This is a genomic window from Segatella cerevisiae, from assembly GCF_024054555.1.
GTDB classification, from domain to species: domain Bacteria; phylum Bacteroidota; class Bacteroidia; order Bacteroidales; family Bacteroidaceae; genus Prevotella; species Prevotella cerevisiae.
Genome location: NZ_JAMXLY010000001.1, coordinates 40,858 through 54,543 on the forward strand (window position 1 = coordinate 40,858; position 13,686 = coordinate 54,543).

At 44.0% G+C, this 13,686-nt stretch carries 13 protein-coding genes and 1 tRNA gene; 4 read left to right on the forward strand and 10 right to left on the reverse strand.

The genetic code is table 11. From position 1 onward, the window contains the following. Positions 1 to 13: 13 nt before the first annotated feature. From NG821_RS00155 to NG821_RS00190, 8 genes are all read right to left on the reverse strand, one after another. The gene (locus NG821_RS00155; protein WP_252759634.1) at positions 14 to 850 is read right to left on the reverse strand and encodes an FAD/NAD(P)-binding protein; all 837 of its coding nucleotides are present in this window, start codon (positions 848 to 850) and stop codon (positions 14 to 16) included. Further along, the gene (locus NG821_RS00160; RefSeq protein WP_252759635.1) at positions 840 to 1,865 is read right to left on the reverse strand and encodes a 4Fe-4S dicluster domain-containing protein; all 1,026 of its coding nucleotides are present in this window, start codon (positions 1,863 to 1,865) and stop codon (positions 840 to 842) included. Before NG821_RS00160 ends, NG821_RS00155 begins: the two co-directional genes overlap by 11 nt. Positions 1,866 to 1,870: 5 nt before the next feature. Further along, positions 1,871 to 2,656, reverse strand: coding sequence for a 4Fe-4S binding protein (locus NG821_RS00165; protein WP_252759636.1), 786 nt, complete (start codon positions 2,654 to 2,656; stop codon positions 1,871 to 1,873). Further along, on the reverse strand, positions 2,649 to 3,110 hold the full coding sequence (locus NG821_RS00170) for a hydrogenase iron-sulfur subunit (protein WP_252759637.1): 462 nt from the start codon (positions 3,108 to 3,110) through the stop codon (positions 2,649 to 2,651). Before NG821_RS00170 ends, NG821_RS00165 begins: the two co-directional genes overlap by 8 nt. A gap of 44 nt (positions 3,111 to 3,154) precedes the next feature. Then, entirely contained in the window at positions 3,155 to 5,158 is a 2,004-nt protein-coding gene (locus tag NG821_RS00175; RefSeq protein WP_252759638.1) for a CoB--CoM heterodisulfide reductase iron-sulfur subunit A family protein, read from the reverse strand. Between the two features lie 11 nt (positions 5,159 to 5,169). Then, positions 5,170 to 6,018 carry a CoB--CoM heterodisulfide reductase iron-sulfur subunit B family protein gene (locus NG821_RS00180; RefSeq protein ID WP_252759639.1) on the reverse strand — a complete coding sequence of 283 codons (849 nt, stop codon included), beginning with the start codon at positions 6,016 to 6,018 and terminating at the stop codon, positions 5,170 to 5,172. 7 nt (positions 6,019 to 6,025) lie between these two features. After that, positions 6,026 to 6,592: a 4Fe-4S dicluster domain-containing protein gene (locus NG821_RS00185; protein ID WP_252759640.1), complete on the reverse strand. Its 567-nt coding sequence runs from the start codon at positions 6,590 to 6,592 to the stop codon at positions 6,026 to 6,028. 321 nt (positions 6,593 to 6,913) lie between these two features. Continuing rightward, complete coding sequence (locus NG821_RS00190; RefSeq protein WP_252759641.1) at positions 6,914 to 7,639, reverse strand: hypothetical protein; 726 nt, start codon at positions 7,637 to 7,639, stop codon at positions 6,914 to 6,916. Positions 7,640 to 7,965: 326 nt separating this feature from the next. Here NG821_RS00190 and NG821_RS00195 point away from each other — a divergent pair, with 326 nt between their 5' ends. Both NG821_RS00195 and NG821_RS00200 read left to right on the forward strand, forming a co-directional pair. Next, entirely contained in the window at positions 7,966 to 8,514 is a 549-nt protein-coding gene (locus NG821_RS00195) for a hypothetical protein (protein ID WP_252759642.1), read from the forward strand. Positions 8,515 to 8,534: 20 nt separating this feature from the next. Then, positions 8,535 to 8,843, forward strand: coding sequence for a helix-turn-helix domain-containing protein (locus tag NG821_RS00200; protein WP_252759643.1), 309 nt, complete (start codon positions 8,535 to 8,537; stop codon positions 8,841 to 8,843). 490 nt (positions 8,844 to 9,333) lie between these two features. On the opposite strand, the gene NG821_RS00205 is transcribed toward NG821_RS00200, so the two are convergent. Beyond that, the gene (locus NG821_RS00205; RefSeq protein ID WP_252759644.1) at positions 9,334 to 10,185 is read right to left on the reverse strand and encodes a hypothetical protein; all 852 of its coding nucleotides are present in this window, start codon (positions 10,183 to 10,185) and stop codon (positions 9,334 to 9,336) included. A 622-nt stretch (positions 10,186 to 10,807) separates the two neighbouring features. Next, positions 10,808 to 10,878, reverse strand: a tRNA-Gln gene (locus tag NG821_RS00210). 185 nt (positions 10,879 to 11,063) lie between these two features. Here NG821_RS00210 and rsfS point away from each other — a divergent pair. Together rsfS and ftsH are read left to right on the forward strand one after the other, a co-directional pair. After that, complete coding sequence (gene rsfS, locus NG821_RS00215) at positions 11,064 to 11,444, forward strand: ribosome silencing factor (RefSeq protein ID WP_252759645.1); 381 nt, start codon at positions 11,064 to 11,066, stop codon at positions 11,442 to 11,444. Between the two features lie 39 nt (positions 11,445 to 11,483). Beyond that, entirely contained in the window at positions 11,484 to 13,682 is a 2,199-nt protein-coding gene (ftsH, locus tag NG821_RS00220) for an ATP-dependent zinc metalloprotease FtsH (protein WP_252759646.1), read from the forward strand. Positions 13,683 to 13,686: the final 4 nt, after the last annotated feature.

A 13,686-nucleotide genomic window follows, 5' to 3' on the forward strand; every position in this document is an offset into this window, starting at 1 on the left:
AGAATGAAGCCTCCTAAAATTCAGGAGGCAACTCATTCAATTGCTTTTTGGTAAAGACAGGACCATCCTTGCAGACATAATATTTTCCGACATTGCAACGGCCGCATTTTCCAACACCGCATTTCATTCTGTTTTCCAGAGTTGTGTAGATACAGTCATCGGCAAATCCCAATTTTTCCAGAACAGGAAACGAGAACTTGATCATTACGGGAGGGCCGCATACCACAGCGACAGAACCGGCACTTGAAGGAGCCGTCTTTTCGAGCACAGACGGCACGAACCCTACCTCACCTTTCCATGAAGGTGTCTCCCCTCCGGGGTCTACAGTTGTGACAAGATGAACGTCAGACCTTTTGGCCCACTCTTCCAATTCCCGCTTGTAGACCAGGTCCTTTTCAGACTTAGCGCCGTAGACAATGGTAATGTCTCCGAACTCACTCCTACGGTCAAGAATATTCCAGATGACACATCTCATCGGAGGCAAAGCAATACCACCGGCAACAAACACAATGTTCTTTCCTTTCCATTCATCTATCGGGAAGAAATTGCCAAGAGGACCACGAAAACCCATCGTTGCCCCCTCTTCCAGACGTTCCAGTCCTGAGGTGACACGTCCGGCTTTCCGGAAAGTACATTCTACATAATCTTTTCTGGTAGGAGAAGAGGCGATACAGAATGTGCACTCCCCTTCACCGAAAGCAGAATATTCGGCAAATTGTCCTGCCTTGAACGTAAAAGCCTCGCCCTCTTCCTTGTTCTTGAATTTCAAGCGGAAGGTCTTGACACCCGGGGCCTCTTTGATGACCCGGTCAATGACCATGACGTATGGCAAGTATATATTATCTTTCATAATTGATATTGGCTATTGAATACAGATGTTCAGCAAGGTTCATATCCACGGGACAGGCTCTGGAACAGCGCCCGCAACCTGTGCAGCCGAAGACATTCAGACGATCCGGCATATAAGAAAACTTATGCAGAAGACGCTGCCGCCAACGTGTGCTTTGTGTCGGGCGGGGATTATAACCTGAGGTATGCCGGGTGAAAAGGGAAAAACCGCAGGAATCCCAACAACGGACCCGCTTTCCCTCTCGCCCACTCTTGGCATCCTGAATGTCAAAACAAGCACAAGTCGGGCAGACGAAGGCACAGGCACCGCAACCGATACAACGGGCTGACTGTTGTTTCCATACCTCACTTTCAAAGGCATGCTGAAGGTGCTCGTGGATCTGTTCCCTGGTAAACCGCGCAGGGACTTCTGCCAAAGCAGAAGATTTATCCACATCAGTAGTTGCAGGTGTGAACAAGTCCGGGCACAGTGCAATCAGTTTTTCACCTTTCTCCGTCATGACCTCAGCCAATGCCTTGTTTTTGTCAAGTACAGTAACGAGGATATCCGTCCCTTCAGTATTTCCGGGGCCTCCCCCGACAGATGTACAGAAACAGTACTCATCTGCCTTCTGACAAGAGAAGGAGACGATGGTCAGGTTTGCACGCCGGCAATTATAGATCTTATCCTTGAAATCCCAATTGAAAATGGCATCCAAAGATTTGAGTCCGACCGCATCACAAGGTCGGGCTCGCCACAAGACAGTTTGAAGATAGTCATCAGTCGGAACTTCCGACAGGATTGTATCCCGCCCCGCTTTCTTGAATCGGAAGAGCGTTTCAGTGCGAGGGAACACAGACTCTTTTGCAGATTCCGAACTGGTCACAGAATCATAGTCAGTTTCACGGGGCGAAGAGATGGGTCGAAAATAGACCTTCTCTCCGTCTTTCACAGGAGCCAGGACACGATCAGCCACCCTGATGATCTCTTTCAACCAGTCACTGAGTTTTGTGTTATCGAAAATATATCTTTTCATATCTGTTACTTGAAAAAGTTTTCCTTATCAGCAGGACTGAAAGTGGACAACACATTTCCGGATGCCGTCTGTCCAAAATCCGATGCCACCTCCGATGACAGTTCTTTGGTCAGCAGATTGATCGGCAGGTCCAGCGGACAAGCCTCATAGCATGCACCGCAACCTATACACCGACCTGCCATGTGCATAACCCGGTTGATCTGCCATTCCATATTGCTCAACGGAGCAGCCCATGGATCTATCCATTGCGGGCAGTTGACCTCTACAATGCAGCGCTCGCAATAGCACAGAGGGCAAGCAGCCCTGCAGGCATAGCAACGGATGCATTTGGACAATTCGCTTTCCCAGAATTTCCAGCGCTCTTCACGAGGCATTGCCTCGATCTCATGCAACCGCTGTTCTACTTTCGGATTGGGCGCATCGGGATGGGTATCGGCATAAGCCTGTACTGCCGCTTTATCCGCCATGACCTCAACGCCAGAAGCGTCTTTCCCCACGATGAAGAGAAACTCGCCTTCACGGATCTGATTCTCGCTCAGCAACTGGAGTGCACTTCTCAGAACCTTCGGGGTTGCGACAACACCCACAGGACCATCCCCCAACACCTCTTTCCGAGTCAGGTAAACGGCAATATTATTTTTACAACGGTCGTCCAGTATCAGTTGGGAAACATCGTCAACGGAAGTGCAGAAGAAAGGTCTGGGACGTCTCGTTCCTTCCTGGTATCCGATGATCAATTTCAGTTTCCTTTCTTCAAAGAGAGAACGTGCAGTTTCTTTCAGATTACTCATAGTGTACAGCCTCCTCTGCATAGTCTTTTGCCTGACGGTATTCAGTGTAAGGTCCCAATTCTCTGATCTTATCTACAGTTTTATTGACCACGTCCGCCCATTTGGCACCCTCTGCAGCAGACACCCACGAGAAGGTGATACGCCGGACGTCGATTCCCATGAAATCGAGCAGATTCCTGAAGACGATCCAACGGCGGCGGGCATGAAAGTTGCCGCTCGTATAGTGGCAATCACTGGGGTGACAACCCGAAACGATGATGCCGTCAGCACCCCCGCTGAAAGCCTTGAGCAGAAGCATAAAGTCAATTCTGCCCGTACAGGGAAAGCGTACGATCCGCACGTTGGAAGCATATTTGGTCCGACTGGTCCCTGCAAGGTCGGCACCGGCATACGTACACCAGTTGCAGACAAAGGCTACAATGCGAGGTTCAAAATGATTATCTTTATTTTCCATATCCTTCATTCTTCATAAAAGTGATCAATGCGTCCATCCTACTGTCAATCATTCAACAGAGCCATGACCTCTGAATACATTTCTTCATTGGTATATCCCTGCAGGTCGATGGATTTGGACCTGCAGAAAGATACGCAGGTACCACACCCCTGGCATAAACCGGGATTGACTTTTGCAACGGTCTTAATGACCTTCCCTGACCGCCTGTCCTTGATGTCTTCTCTTTCGATCGCCTGATACGGACAAGCCGTCTGACAGAGGAAGCATCCCACGCAGGTACTGAACAAGGGCGGCGCACAGCGATTGACGACAGCCACGACAGGTTCCCGGACCAGTTCATCTTTCGACAGTAGGGCTACAACTTTAGCAGCTGCACCTGATGCTGTCGCCACGGTCTCGGGAATATCCTTGGGAGCCTGACAGGCCCCGGCGAGGAAGATCCCGGCAGTATTCGTCTCGACAGGCCGAAGTTTGGGATGAGCTTCCGAAAAGAAATGGTAGGGATCATAGGAGATATGCATTTTCTGTGCGAGTTCTTCCGCTCCTTTTCCGGCTACTCCGGCCGTTGCCAACACGACCATATCTGCCTCGATCTCCACAGGCCGTGCAGAGAGGAGTGTATCCGAACCTTTGACGATGAGTTTTCCGTTTTTCTCATAGATCCTCGCCACCCTACCACGGATGTAATTGACATGATCTTCTTCGATAGCACGACGTACAAATTCTTCATAGTTTTTGCCGGCTGCACGTATGTCCATATAGAAAACAGAAGCTTTGCCTTCCGGCACCTTCTGTTTGTACAGCATTGCATGCTTTGCCGTATACATACAGCAGATCTTGGAGCAGTATGGGATGCCTTTTGCCGGATCTCGGGAGCCGCAACAGGCGATAAAAACGATATTCTGTGGAACTTTCCCATCTGAAGGGCGGCGTATTTCGCCTAATGTAGGACCGGAAGCAGATGCAAGACGCTCAAACTGTAGACCGTTGATGACGTCTTTATATTTTCCATAACCATATTCAGGAAAGAAATCAGTCTTCAATACATCAAAACCTGTCGTCACTACGATGGCACCGATATTTACAGTCACGAATTCATCAGGTTTGTCGTATTCAATAGCGCCTACAGGACATACCCGCGAGCAATTCTTGCAAACACCTTTCTGATAATACAGGCAGTGCGCCCGGTCAATGACGGGTTTGTTGGGTACAGCCTGAGGAAAAGGAATATAGATGGCAGTCCGATTACCGAGTTTCTCATTAAACTCACTCGGAATTTTCTTACTGGGGCATTTGGTCGTGCAAAAGCCACACCCCGTACATTTGGTGTAATCGACACTCTTTGCCTTCAGTCTGATCACGGCAGTGAAATTGCCTATTGACCCTTCAAGTTTTTCGAGTTCGGCATAAGTATAAAGGGTGATATTCGGATTCTGTGCCACTTCCACCATACGAGGCGTGAGAATACATTGAGAACAGTCCAATGTAGGGAAAGTCTCAGACAACTGTGACATATGCCCGCCGATTGACGGACTTTTCTCTACGAGTATGACCTTTTGCCCGCAATTGGCAATATCAAGGGCAGCCTGAATACCGGCTATACCCCCGCCGATGACCAATGCCTTTTTCGTGACCGGGACTTTGATGGGAGCGAGAGGATTGTTTCTCTTGACTTTCTCCACCAGTCCCGTAACCAGTTCGATCGCTTTTCTTGTCGTCGCCTCTCCTTTCTCATGTACCCATGAGCAGTGCTCCCTCAGATTGGCTATCTCACACAGATAAGGGTTCAGGCCCGCTTCACTGCAGGCCCGCCGGAAAGTGAGTTCGTGCATTCTTGGCGAGCAGGAGCCTACCACGACACCATCCAGATGATGTTCCCTGATGGCGTTCTTGATCAGGTTCTGTCCCGGCTCCGAACACATATATTTATAGTCTGTAGCGAATTCTACACCTTCTATCTTCCCGGCCTCTTCCGCAACTCTCGAGCAGTCGACAGTCGCTCCGATATTCTCGCCACAATGACAGATGAAAACTCCGATTCTTGACATAACTTTCTGATTTAATAAAGTGCAGTTGTTTTTACGAAGTGGCGTTTCAGTCCCAGTTCTTCAGGCGATAGTCCCACAGCCAGTCCGATAGCCTGAGTGATATAAATGACGGGGACCGTTGACTTCTCTTTGAGGTATTCGTCAATCTGAGGGCGACGCATATCTAGATTGGAATGGCACATCGGGCAAGCCACAATAATGGCTTTTGCCCCTCTGTCCTCAGCATCCTTTACAATATTTCCCGAAAGTTTCGCGACCAAGTCCGTACGTGAAACAGACAAACCGGCACCGCAACATTCTGTCTTATAGCCCCAATCTATGGCGTCAGCACCGATCATGCGCATCAGTTCATCCATACTCTGGGGATCTTCTGTTCTGTCAAACTGGAGGATCTGATGAGGACGGACGAGAAGACAGCCATAATAACAAGCCACGGCATATTTGAAAGGACGGACAATTTTATCCTTGATTTTATCCTTGAGATGAGAGTCAAGAAACTGGATGACATTCAATATTTTCACCTTCCCCTGATAAGGCATTCCGATAGCCTTACAGATGGTTTTCCGCAAATCGTCGTCTTGGGACAGTTTATACTGTGTTACCGACAAACGGTTGTAGCAGGAGGCACAAGGGACCACGATCTCCTGGAATCCCTGCTGTTCGGCAAGTGCGAGAACACGTGCAGGGAGAGCTAAGGCCAAATTCCGATCCATAGAATGAGCGGCAGTGGCACCACAGCAGTTCCAGTCCTCAATCTCTTTGATGTCTGTATCCAAAGCCCGGGCCAAAGCCAGCACGGACTCATTATATTCCCGTGACGTTCCTTTCAAGGAACACCCCGGATAAAACCCTATGTCCATAACAGAATTATTTAATGTTTTTGTCAATAGTATGATTGAAGATGCCGGTAATATTCTTCCTATCCTTGACCATTTCCGGAAGGAAGCCCAATTTTCCGCGCCTGAGCATACCGGGGACGAGATTGACGTCTTGCCAAAGGTGATGCTTTGTCCGTAATTTATAGTCGGCCACCAGTCCTGCCTCATAGAGTCTCCCGGTGTGTCTGACGCTATCCAAGAAAGATCGGTGAAAGGCAATAACTTGATGAACTTTGGGGGAAACACGACCTTCTTTTCTGGATTCCTGCCTGAGGAAATCCATCAGTTCAGGAATGTCAACCTCTTTAGGACAACGGCCGATACAGTTTTCACAATTCAGGCATATCCAGATCGTATTCGAAGAGAGGACTTGACGGTAATCCGACTCCTGTCCCGTCTGAAGAAGACGCAAGATATAAGACGGCGGATAATCCATATCCGCCGCCAATACACATCCGGCAGTACACTTTCCGCATTGATAGCATTGATAGACATCCACCCCCGTCTCCTTCTTCAAACGTGAAGGGATGTCTGTAGTTTCCCTTGTTTTCATCATGGCACTTTAGCGTTAATACGCGATTGTTTAGTTTTTGTCCTTAGTACATTAGTACTGCCAAAGATAGGGATTATTTTTGATTTAAATCAATTTTTTCACACTTTTCAAGGTTAAATAATATAAAAATTCCATTCGATGACCTATTGACTTCCCTCATAAAGTCATCGAAAGATACAAAAGAACAACTTGGAAGATGTCTTAATATAAAAGCGCTTTTACACCTTTGGACCCATGGAAAATGGTTGACAAAATGTAAAAGCGTCATTCAGCACGCTATTCAAAATTTAGATTTCTTGAAATTCCGTCAAGAACTAAACACTATCAGATAGGAGTCGTTTGTAATATACACAGATAATGATCTTCTCTATAGCTGTAGTTTAATTTGATTTCAGCACGCGGAGAACTTTTTTTCATAAAGCTGGCAAATGCATTAAATTCTTCTTTTACTATTGATTCTTCTTTTTTAGAAGTTTGAAAATAAATAATACCATATTCATTTTCAGGAATATAAAAACAACTTGCCTTTTCTATTGCTTCATTAAGCATATTTTCGAAAGGGAACATATCAACAGACAGTATCTTGCGACCTCGAACGACCAAAAAGAAATCATTAATATCCATGCACAACATACCATTCCGATCTACGGCATCAGCGTATAATTTAATGAAATCTCGGACTGTCTGGAATTTGTCAGTCTCATCAATATACAGACAAGAGAAAAAATGATTTATCAGATGAGGTGATTGTTCTCCAGGGGTCACGTCAATTAAGATAGACCGAACATTAGGAAAAGACTTTACTGACTCCAAGTATGTCTTCAAATCATCCCAAATCCCATTCTCACTGAAATCAGCCAATACAACAGAACATAGGCAATATTCTCCGTACGATGTTTCCCAAATAAGTTTGGATTTCGGTAAAGTTGGCGTGTGACAATGTTCACTACTCAATGTTTTCCAACTAAATCCTATTTTGTGCAACTGGAAGACATATTTTATTCCATTATTGCCGAATCCTTTGATACACATCATTTTTAATTGTTTCATAGCAATATTATTTTCTTTGATTTATGAACTTTCCCCACCTTTCTATAAAACGGCTCCTTTTTAAAATTGAAGTCGACTTCTCATCCTCTTCAAAACCATACTATTTTTCCACTTAGTTGCGGATTAAGAAATCATGGTAGGGTCTTATCCCTTCCAACCACCAATTTATTTGCAAAATTATTTTCTGCCTGAGCCAAAACGTTGCATACCCCAGGCGTCTCTTTAATGAAATATGTTAAATATCTCCAATAAAACACAGTTTTACAACTCAATAGTTGTAATTCTTCTCATTAATCGCTAGCTTTGTACTGAAAATAGCACACCATATGACATTCGATGATATAACAAATGACGGAAGACTATGGGCGGTAAGATACGATGGATGCATAGATAATGTATTGGATAAACTGTTCGACCAATGGAATGATATTGACTGGTTAAGAAATTTCTTTCGTAACAATATGAATGATCTTACATCGTATTTCCATATTACAGATGTGAATGAGGCCATAGCCGACACCATCGAAGATAGCGGAAGGTTAGAGTGCATGATAATGGACCTTTCACCTAGTGCAGACCTGGATACTCTGTTTCGTCCTCTCAATAACTATCAGACCTCAGCCATGCTCCTTGATAAAGAGAAAGCTCGTCTGAAAAGATATATTCATCACACTTCATGGCTAAGAATTTATGCCATCCGACTTTCCGAAGGAGCATACATCATTACTGGTGGTGCTATCAAACTGACAGCAACTATGGAAGAACGCACTCATACTGCAACTGAGTTGAAAAAGATGGAATGTGTCAGAAACTTTCTTCTAGCAGAAGGGATAGTTGATAACGAAAGCTTTATAGATTTTTATAATGCCAATTAGACCATAAAAAGGAGGCATATATGATAAAAATTATTGATAAATTAAGAGAACATCAGTCACCCACTCCGTCAAAATGGCGTGAGAAAGCTGAATATAGACGTGCCAACAAAGAGTGGCTTCGCCGTTCACAGCAGATTGCCATGATGATGTATGACAAGATGGAACAAATTGGTATGACACAGACTGCCCTTGCCACACGCATGGGATGCAGCCAGCAATATGTTTCAAAAGTCCTTAAGGGTACGGAGAACCTTTCAATAGAGACGATTTGCAAAATCGAAGATGCCCTTGACCTGGCTATATTACCCGAAGAAGTCGAGAAAGTATAATCATGCCTTTACCATTATTCCTATTTATTCAAAAGCGTTGGCACAGTAACATTACAAGCATTATTATCTCATCAAGTCCATGTCCAAACGTACTATAGGAATTTGTATTGCAGAAAATTATCCCGTCCAACCGCCAATTTATTTGCAAAGTTATCTTCAGCCTAAACTAAAACGTTGCATACCCCAGACTTTTCATAAAGAAATAACCGGTTTTCTACAGATTCAAAAGGAAGAAACAGGCAATCTATAGTTTAGAAGAATATCATATCACCGAGATATACCTTTCCAAAATTTGTTTGAAGACCTATAACGTATGATGAGATACATCACCCAATTTTATGACAAACAATATTTATACCGATAATTATTGAAACAGACATGCTCTTACACTGTTTCAGTTGATAAAATTGATCAATTATCAGATACGTAAAATGCCACTCTTATTGTGTCAAAACACGACATAATAACAATGGCATCTACACTTTTTTATTTATCTTTTTATGGACTTCAGAAAATCCGGATGAGCTTTAAGAAACTCAAAATAATATTTTACTATTTCATCATACATCGCTTTATCTGTTTCACCTGTAAAATAACTAAGGTGATAAGAATCTATAGCTACCTTATTTTTCTCTTTATCGTAATAAATATCTATAGACTTGTCCCCAGCATATTCAAAATGATATCCATGATGATTAAGGAAATCCAAAGTAGGGTTATTCTTATCTATATGATAACCTGAAAATGTACTGCCACAACATACAAATATATCAGCATCAAGATTATTAATTTGCTCCTCCAGAAATGTACTGTATTCTTCCATCGCATCTCTGAGTACCTGATTTGAACAGGAATTGCCTCCACCTTCTTTCTTGCAGTTTATCCTAGCAAACGGGAACTTATCCACGAATTTGAGGGCTTTGTGATTATCAATATCATCAAATTCCACCGTTTTTTCAGGTGTCGTATGAGCCAACCCATACAATGAATAAACAAGCATTCTGTTAAACTTGGAGCCAGTAGCAAGTTCGTTGCTTTTTGAATCATGATAAGATTCTATCCTTACATCCCAAGCTGGGACTTCGTCGTCTCCAGGCCTTAAGTTTTGGTCCTTTGTCAGATACAAGATTCTAGGTTTAACTTCATTCCAAAGTTTATTTTCAATGCTGTTTTTACCTTCATCATGGATCCAATTATTTGTCCCCTCTTCACGGTAAAGTTCTCCTTTAAACATGAGTCCATCCCAACAGAACTTACTGGAAATTCCGCCTCTTGATTCGAACTCTTTTTGCCATTTGTCAAGAATCTCTTGATTCTTACCTAAGTAATCTTTTATTTTCATAATTTATAAATATAAGTATAACTTTCAATTTTATTCTAAAACTTAAAAATGGGATACCTCACCACCAAAACTCGCGATTCCGGGAGATATGATCCATCAATGATAGTAAGTTCTGACCTTTCATGAAATCAACATTTGAAGATCTCCTATGTCACAAGATAACTGACTGACACATCAATCTCCCGATCAGAACAGGGTGCTCCAATACACCCATAATTCACCATTCTTACAGGTGCGATATCATCAATTCCAGATTAAAGTTAAAGGTTCAGAAAAGTTTCATCTGTCATAGATTAACTGATAATTGTGGTTAACACCAACTATCCTTATCCGTTTTCTGGCCATCATTATAAAAACATGAATAGTCTGTTCGTATAAGAAAAGGCCACCAGAAATTCCATCCCAAAGTTATTCCACACAACGTCTCGAGAACTCCATATCATCCTTCATAAAAGCACAAAAAACAACTCTAAAAATTCGCTTTTTCCTCTCATTAAGAACGTAAAGATATCTGACAGAATTTGCTTTTCACTATTTCGACGATCACCGGTTTTTCACCAAGTGTATTTAAACGACAACAGGCTAACTTGTTATTACTCACAAAGTTAGCCTGATTTCACTGTTGGGATACCCGGATTCGAACCAGGAATGACAGGACCAGAATCTGTAGTGTTACCATTACACCATATCCCAATAAATTAGCGCCAAATCTTTTTGGATTTGCGGTTGCAAAGGTACGCTTTTTTTTTTGAATCAGCAAACGTTTTAATGAGATTTTTCCTCAAAAAAATCAAAATAACATGCTTTCTTAGCGTTTTCTCAAGATTTAGGTGTATCTTTGTGGTCATTTAGATTAACATTACATCATTAAATATTGAATGGAAGAAACGAAACAATTGGTTGAAACCATTATAACCGGTATCCAAAATAAAAGAGGTGCCGAGATTGTAATGGTAGATCTCACTCATATTGAAGGAGCAATAGCAAATTACTTTATCATCTGCCAAGGTAATTCCAGCACACAAGTGGAAGCCATCGCAGAATCAGTCAGTGATATCACACTCAACAAACTCCATGAGAAGCCTTTTAACGTTGCCGGATTGGGAAACGATGAATGGGTGGCATTGGATTTTGTCGATGTCATGGTACACATCTTTCAACCAGAGCCTCGCAAATTCTATAATCTCGAAGATCTATGGGATGACGCTCCCCTTATTGAAATCCCAAGTGACGAAGATCTGCAATCCGCAGTGATCTGATACCTGTAATAATTATTTAACTCATAAACAGTTAGAAAAATGGAACAAGGTGGAAATAATCCAAAAAACAATAAAAACGATAACCAGCCAAAGATGCCTAAGTTTAATATGAACTGGATCTATATTCTGGTTCTTATCGCCATCATTGGTGTTTTCATGTTTGGAGGAGGCGATGCCCTGGGAGGCAGTTCTGCTCAAGAAGCTACATATACAAAATTCAAGGAATACGTTCAAAAAGGTTATGCTGAAAGTGTCGTCATCAATAAGAATGACAACTCACTGAAGATGTTCGTCAAACCTAAGGATATCAGAAATGTCTTCCACATGAGCGCCAAACAGGTAGGCCCTAATCCGTACGTTACGGTCCAGTTTGGCTCTGTGGATGAACTTGAACGATACCTGACATCTGAACAGAAGACCGGAAAGTTGAATGACTTCAGTTATAATAACAAGAAAGGCAGCAATCTGGTCAACATACTCATCAATCTGCTGCCTATCCTGTTCTTCATCTGGTTTATCTGGTGGATGGGAAGGCGCATGAGCGGAAATAATGCCGGTGGCATGGGCGGCGTTTTCAACGTAGGCAAATCCAAAGCCAAGATGTACGAAAAGGGCAACAGTATCGGCATCACGTTCAAGGATGTTGCCGGTCAGGAAGGAGCGAAACAAGAGGTAGAGGAAATCGTCGAATTTCTGAAAAACCCAAAGAAATATATCAATCTGGGCGGCAAGATTCCTAAAGGTGCTTTGCTGATAGGTCCTCCGGGAACGGGTAAGACATTATTGGCAAAGGCTGTGGCCGGAGAAGCAGGAGTTCCTTTCTTCTCAATGAGCGGTTCAGACTTTGTGGAAATGTTCGTCGGTGTAGGTGCCAGTCGTGTAAGGGACCTCTTCCGCCAAGCAAAAGAGAAAGCACCTTGCATCATCTTCATTGATGAGATTGATGCCATCGGCCGTGCCAGGAGCAAGAATCCTTCAATGGGAGGCAATGACGAACGTGAAAATACGTTGAATGCCCTCCTGACAGAGATGGATGGCTTCAGCACAAACAGCGGCGTCATCATTCTGGCCGCCACCAACAGGGCAGACATGCTTGACCCCGCCCTACTCCGACCGGGTCGTTTCGATCGTCAAATTCATGTTGACTTACCTGACCTTCAGGAGCGGAAGGAGATTTTCCTTGTTCATTTGAGACCTGTGAAGATCAATGATAGTGTAGACGTCGATCTTTTGGCACGTCAAACTCCTGGTTTCTCAGGTGCAGACATTGCCAATGTCTGTAATGAAGCTGCACTGATTGCAGCCCGTCATAATGAGAAGTCAGTGGGCAAAAAGGACTTTCTGGATGCCGTTGACCGCATCGTCGGCGGACTGGAGAAGAAGACGAAAGTGATGACAGTCGAAGAAAAGCGTACGATAGCCCTTCACGAGGCTGGTCATGCGACGATCTCCTGGTTCTGCCGGTATGCCAACCCGCTCGTAAAAGTCAGTATTGTTCCTCGGGGACAAGCTTTGGGGGCCGCATGGTATCTGCCTGAGGAGCGCCAGATTACGACCAAGGAAGAGATGCTCGACGAGTTGTGCTCCCTCTTGGGCGGACGCGCTGCAGAAGAGTTGTTCACCGGGCATATCTCTACTGGTGCCATCAACGACCTTGAACGCGCCACAAAGGCAACATACGGTATGATCGCATATGCCGGAATGGGTGACAAACTTCCGAATATCAGTTATTACAATACCAACGAATACCAGTTCCAGCGACCTTACTCAGAAACGACTGCCAAGATCATTGACGATGAAGTTCTGAAGATCATCAATGAACAGTATGCCCGCGCCAAGAGAATCCTGACCGAACATAAAGAAGGACACAACAAACTGGCACAGTTGTTAATTGACAAAGAGGTCATCATGGCTGACGATGTCGAGCACATCTTCGGAAAGCGGCCTTGGAAGAGTCGTACACAGGAAATCCTGGATGCACAGCAGCCTCATGTCGATGAAGCCGTGAAGAATATACCGGAAGTACAAGCTGCCATCGCGGAACACGAAAAACAGCAAGGTGAAGGAGACGGGACTTCTGATACAGAGGACAAGGACACTACGAAGAAAGACGACTCTCCGAAACAAGAAGGACAGCAGGAACAGCCCCAACTGCAAGACAAGACTGAAGACAACACACAGAATCCCCCTGATACAGAAAAGGGGAAACCTGAAGAGGACTCTACGAAACAAGTCTAATTCC

Bases quoted from the DNA above. Each gene is read 5' to 3' on its own strand.
- NG821_RS00155 (WP_252759634.1), bottom strand. From the start codon at position 850: ATGAAAGATAATATATACTTGCCATACGTCATGGTCATTGACCGGGTC.
- NG821_RS00160 (WP_252759635.1), bottom strand. From the start codon at position 1,865: ATGAAAAGATATATTTTCGATAACACAAAACTCAGTGACTGGTTGAAA.
- NG821_RS00165 (WP_252759636.1), bottom strand. From the start codon at position 2,656: ATGAGTAATCTGAAAGAAACTGCACGTTCTCTCTTTGAAGAAAGGAAA.
- NG821_RS00170 (WP_252759637.1), bottom strand. From the start codon at position 3,110: ATGGAAAATAAAGATAATCATTTTGAACCTCGCATTGTAGCCTTTGTC.
- NG821_RS00175 (WP_252759638.1), bottom strand. From the start codon at position 5,158: ATGTCAAGAATCGGAGTTTTCATCTGTCATTGTGGCGAGAATATCGGA.
- NG821_RS00180 (WP_252759639.1), bottom strand. From the start codon at position 6,018: ATGGACATAGGGTTTTATCCGGGGTGTTCCTTGAAAGGAACGTCACGG.
- NG821_RS00185 (WP_252759640.1), bottom strand. From the start codon at position 6,592: ATGATGAAAACAAGGGAAACTACAGACATCCCTTCACGTTTGAAGAAG.
- NG821_RS00190 (WP_252759641.1), bottom strand. From the start codon at position 7,639: ATGAAACAATTAAAAATGATGTGTATCAAAGGATTCGGCAATAATGGA.
- NG821_RS00195 (WP_252759642.1), top strand. From the start codon at position 7,966: ATGACATTCGATGATATAACAAATGACGGAAGACTATGGGCGGTAAGA.
- NG821_RS00200 (WP_252759643.1), top strand. From the start codon at position 8,535: ATGATAAAAATTATTGATAAATTAAGAGAACATCAGTCACCCACTCCG.
- NG821_RS00205 (WP_252759644.1), bottom strand. From the start codon at position 10,185: ATGAAAATAAAAGATTACTTAGGTAAGAATCAAGAGATTCTTGACAAA.
- rsfS (WP_252759645.1), top strand. From the start codon at position 11,064: ATGGAAGAAACGAAACAATTGGTTGAAACCATTATAACCGGTATCCAA.
- ftsH (WP_252759646.1), top strand. From the start codon at position 11,484: ATGGAACAAGGTGGAAATAATCCAAAAAACAATAAAAACGATAACCAG.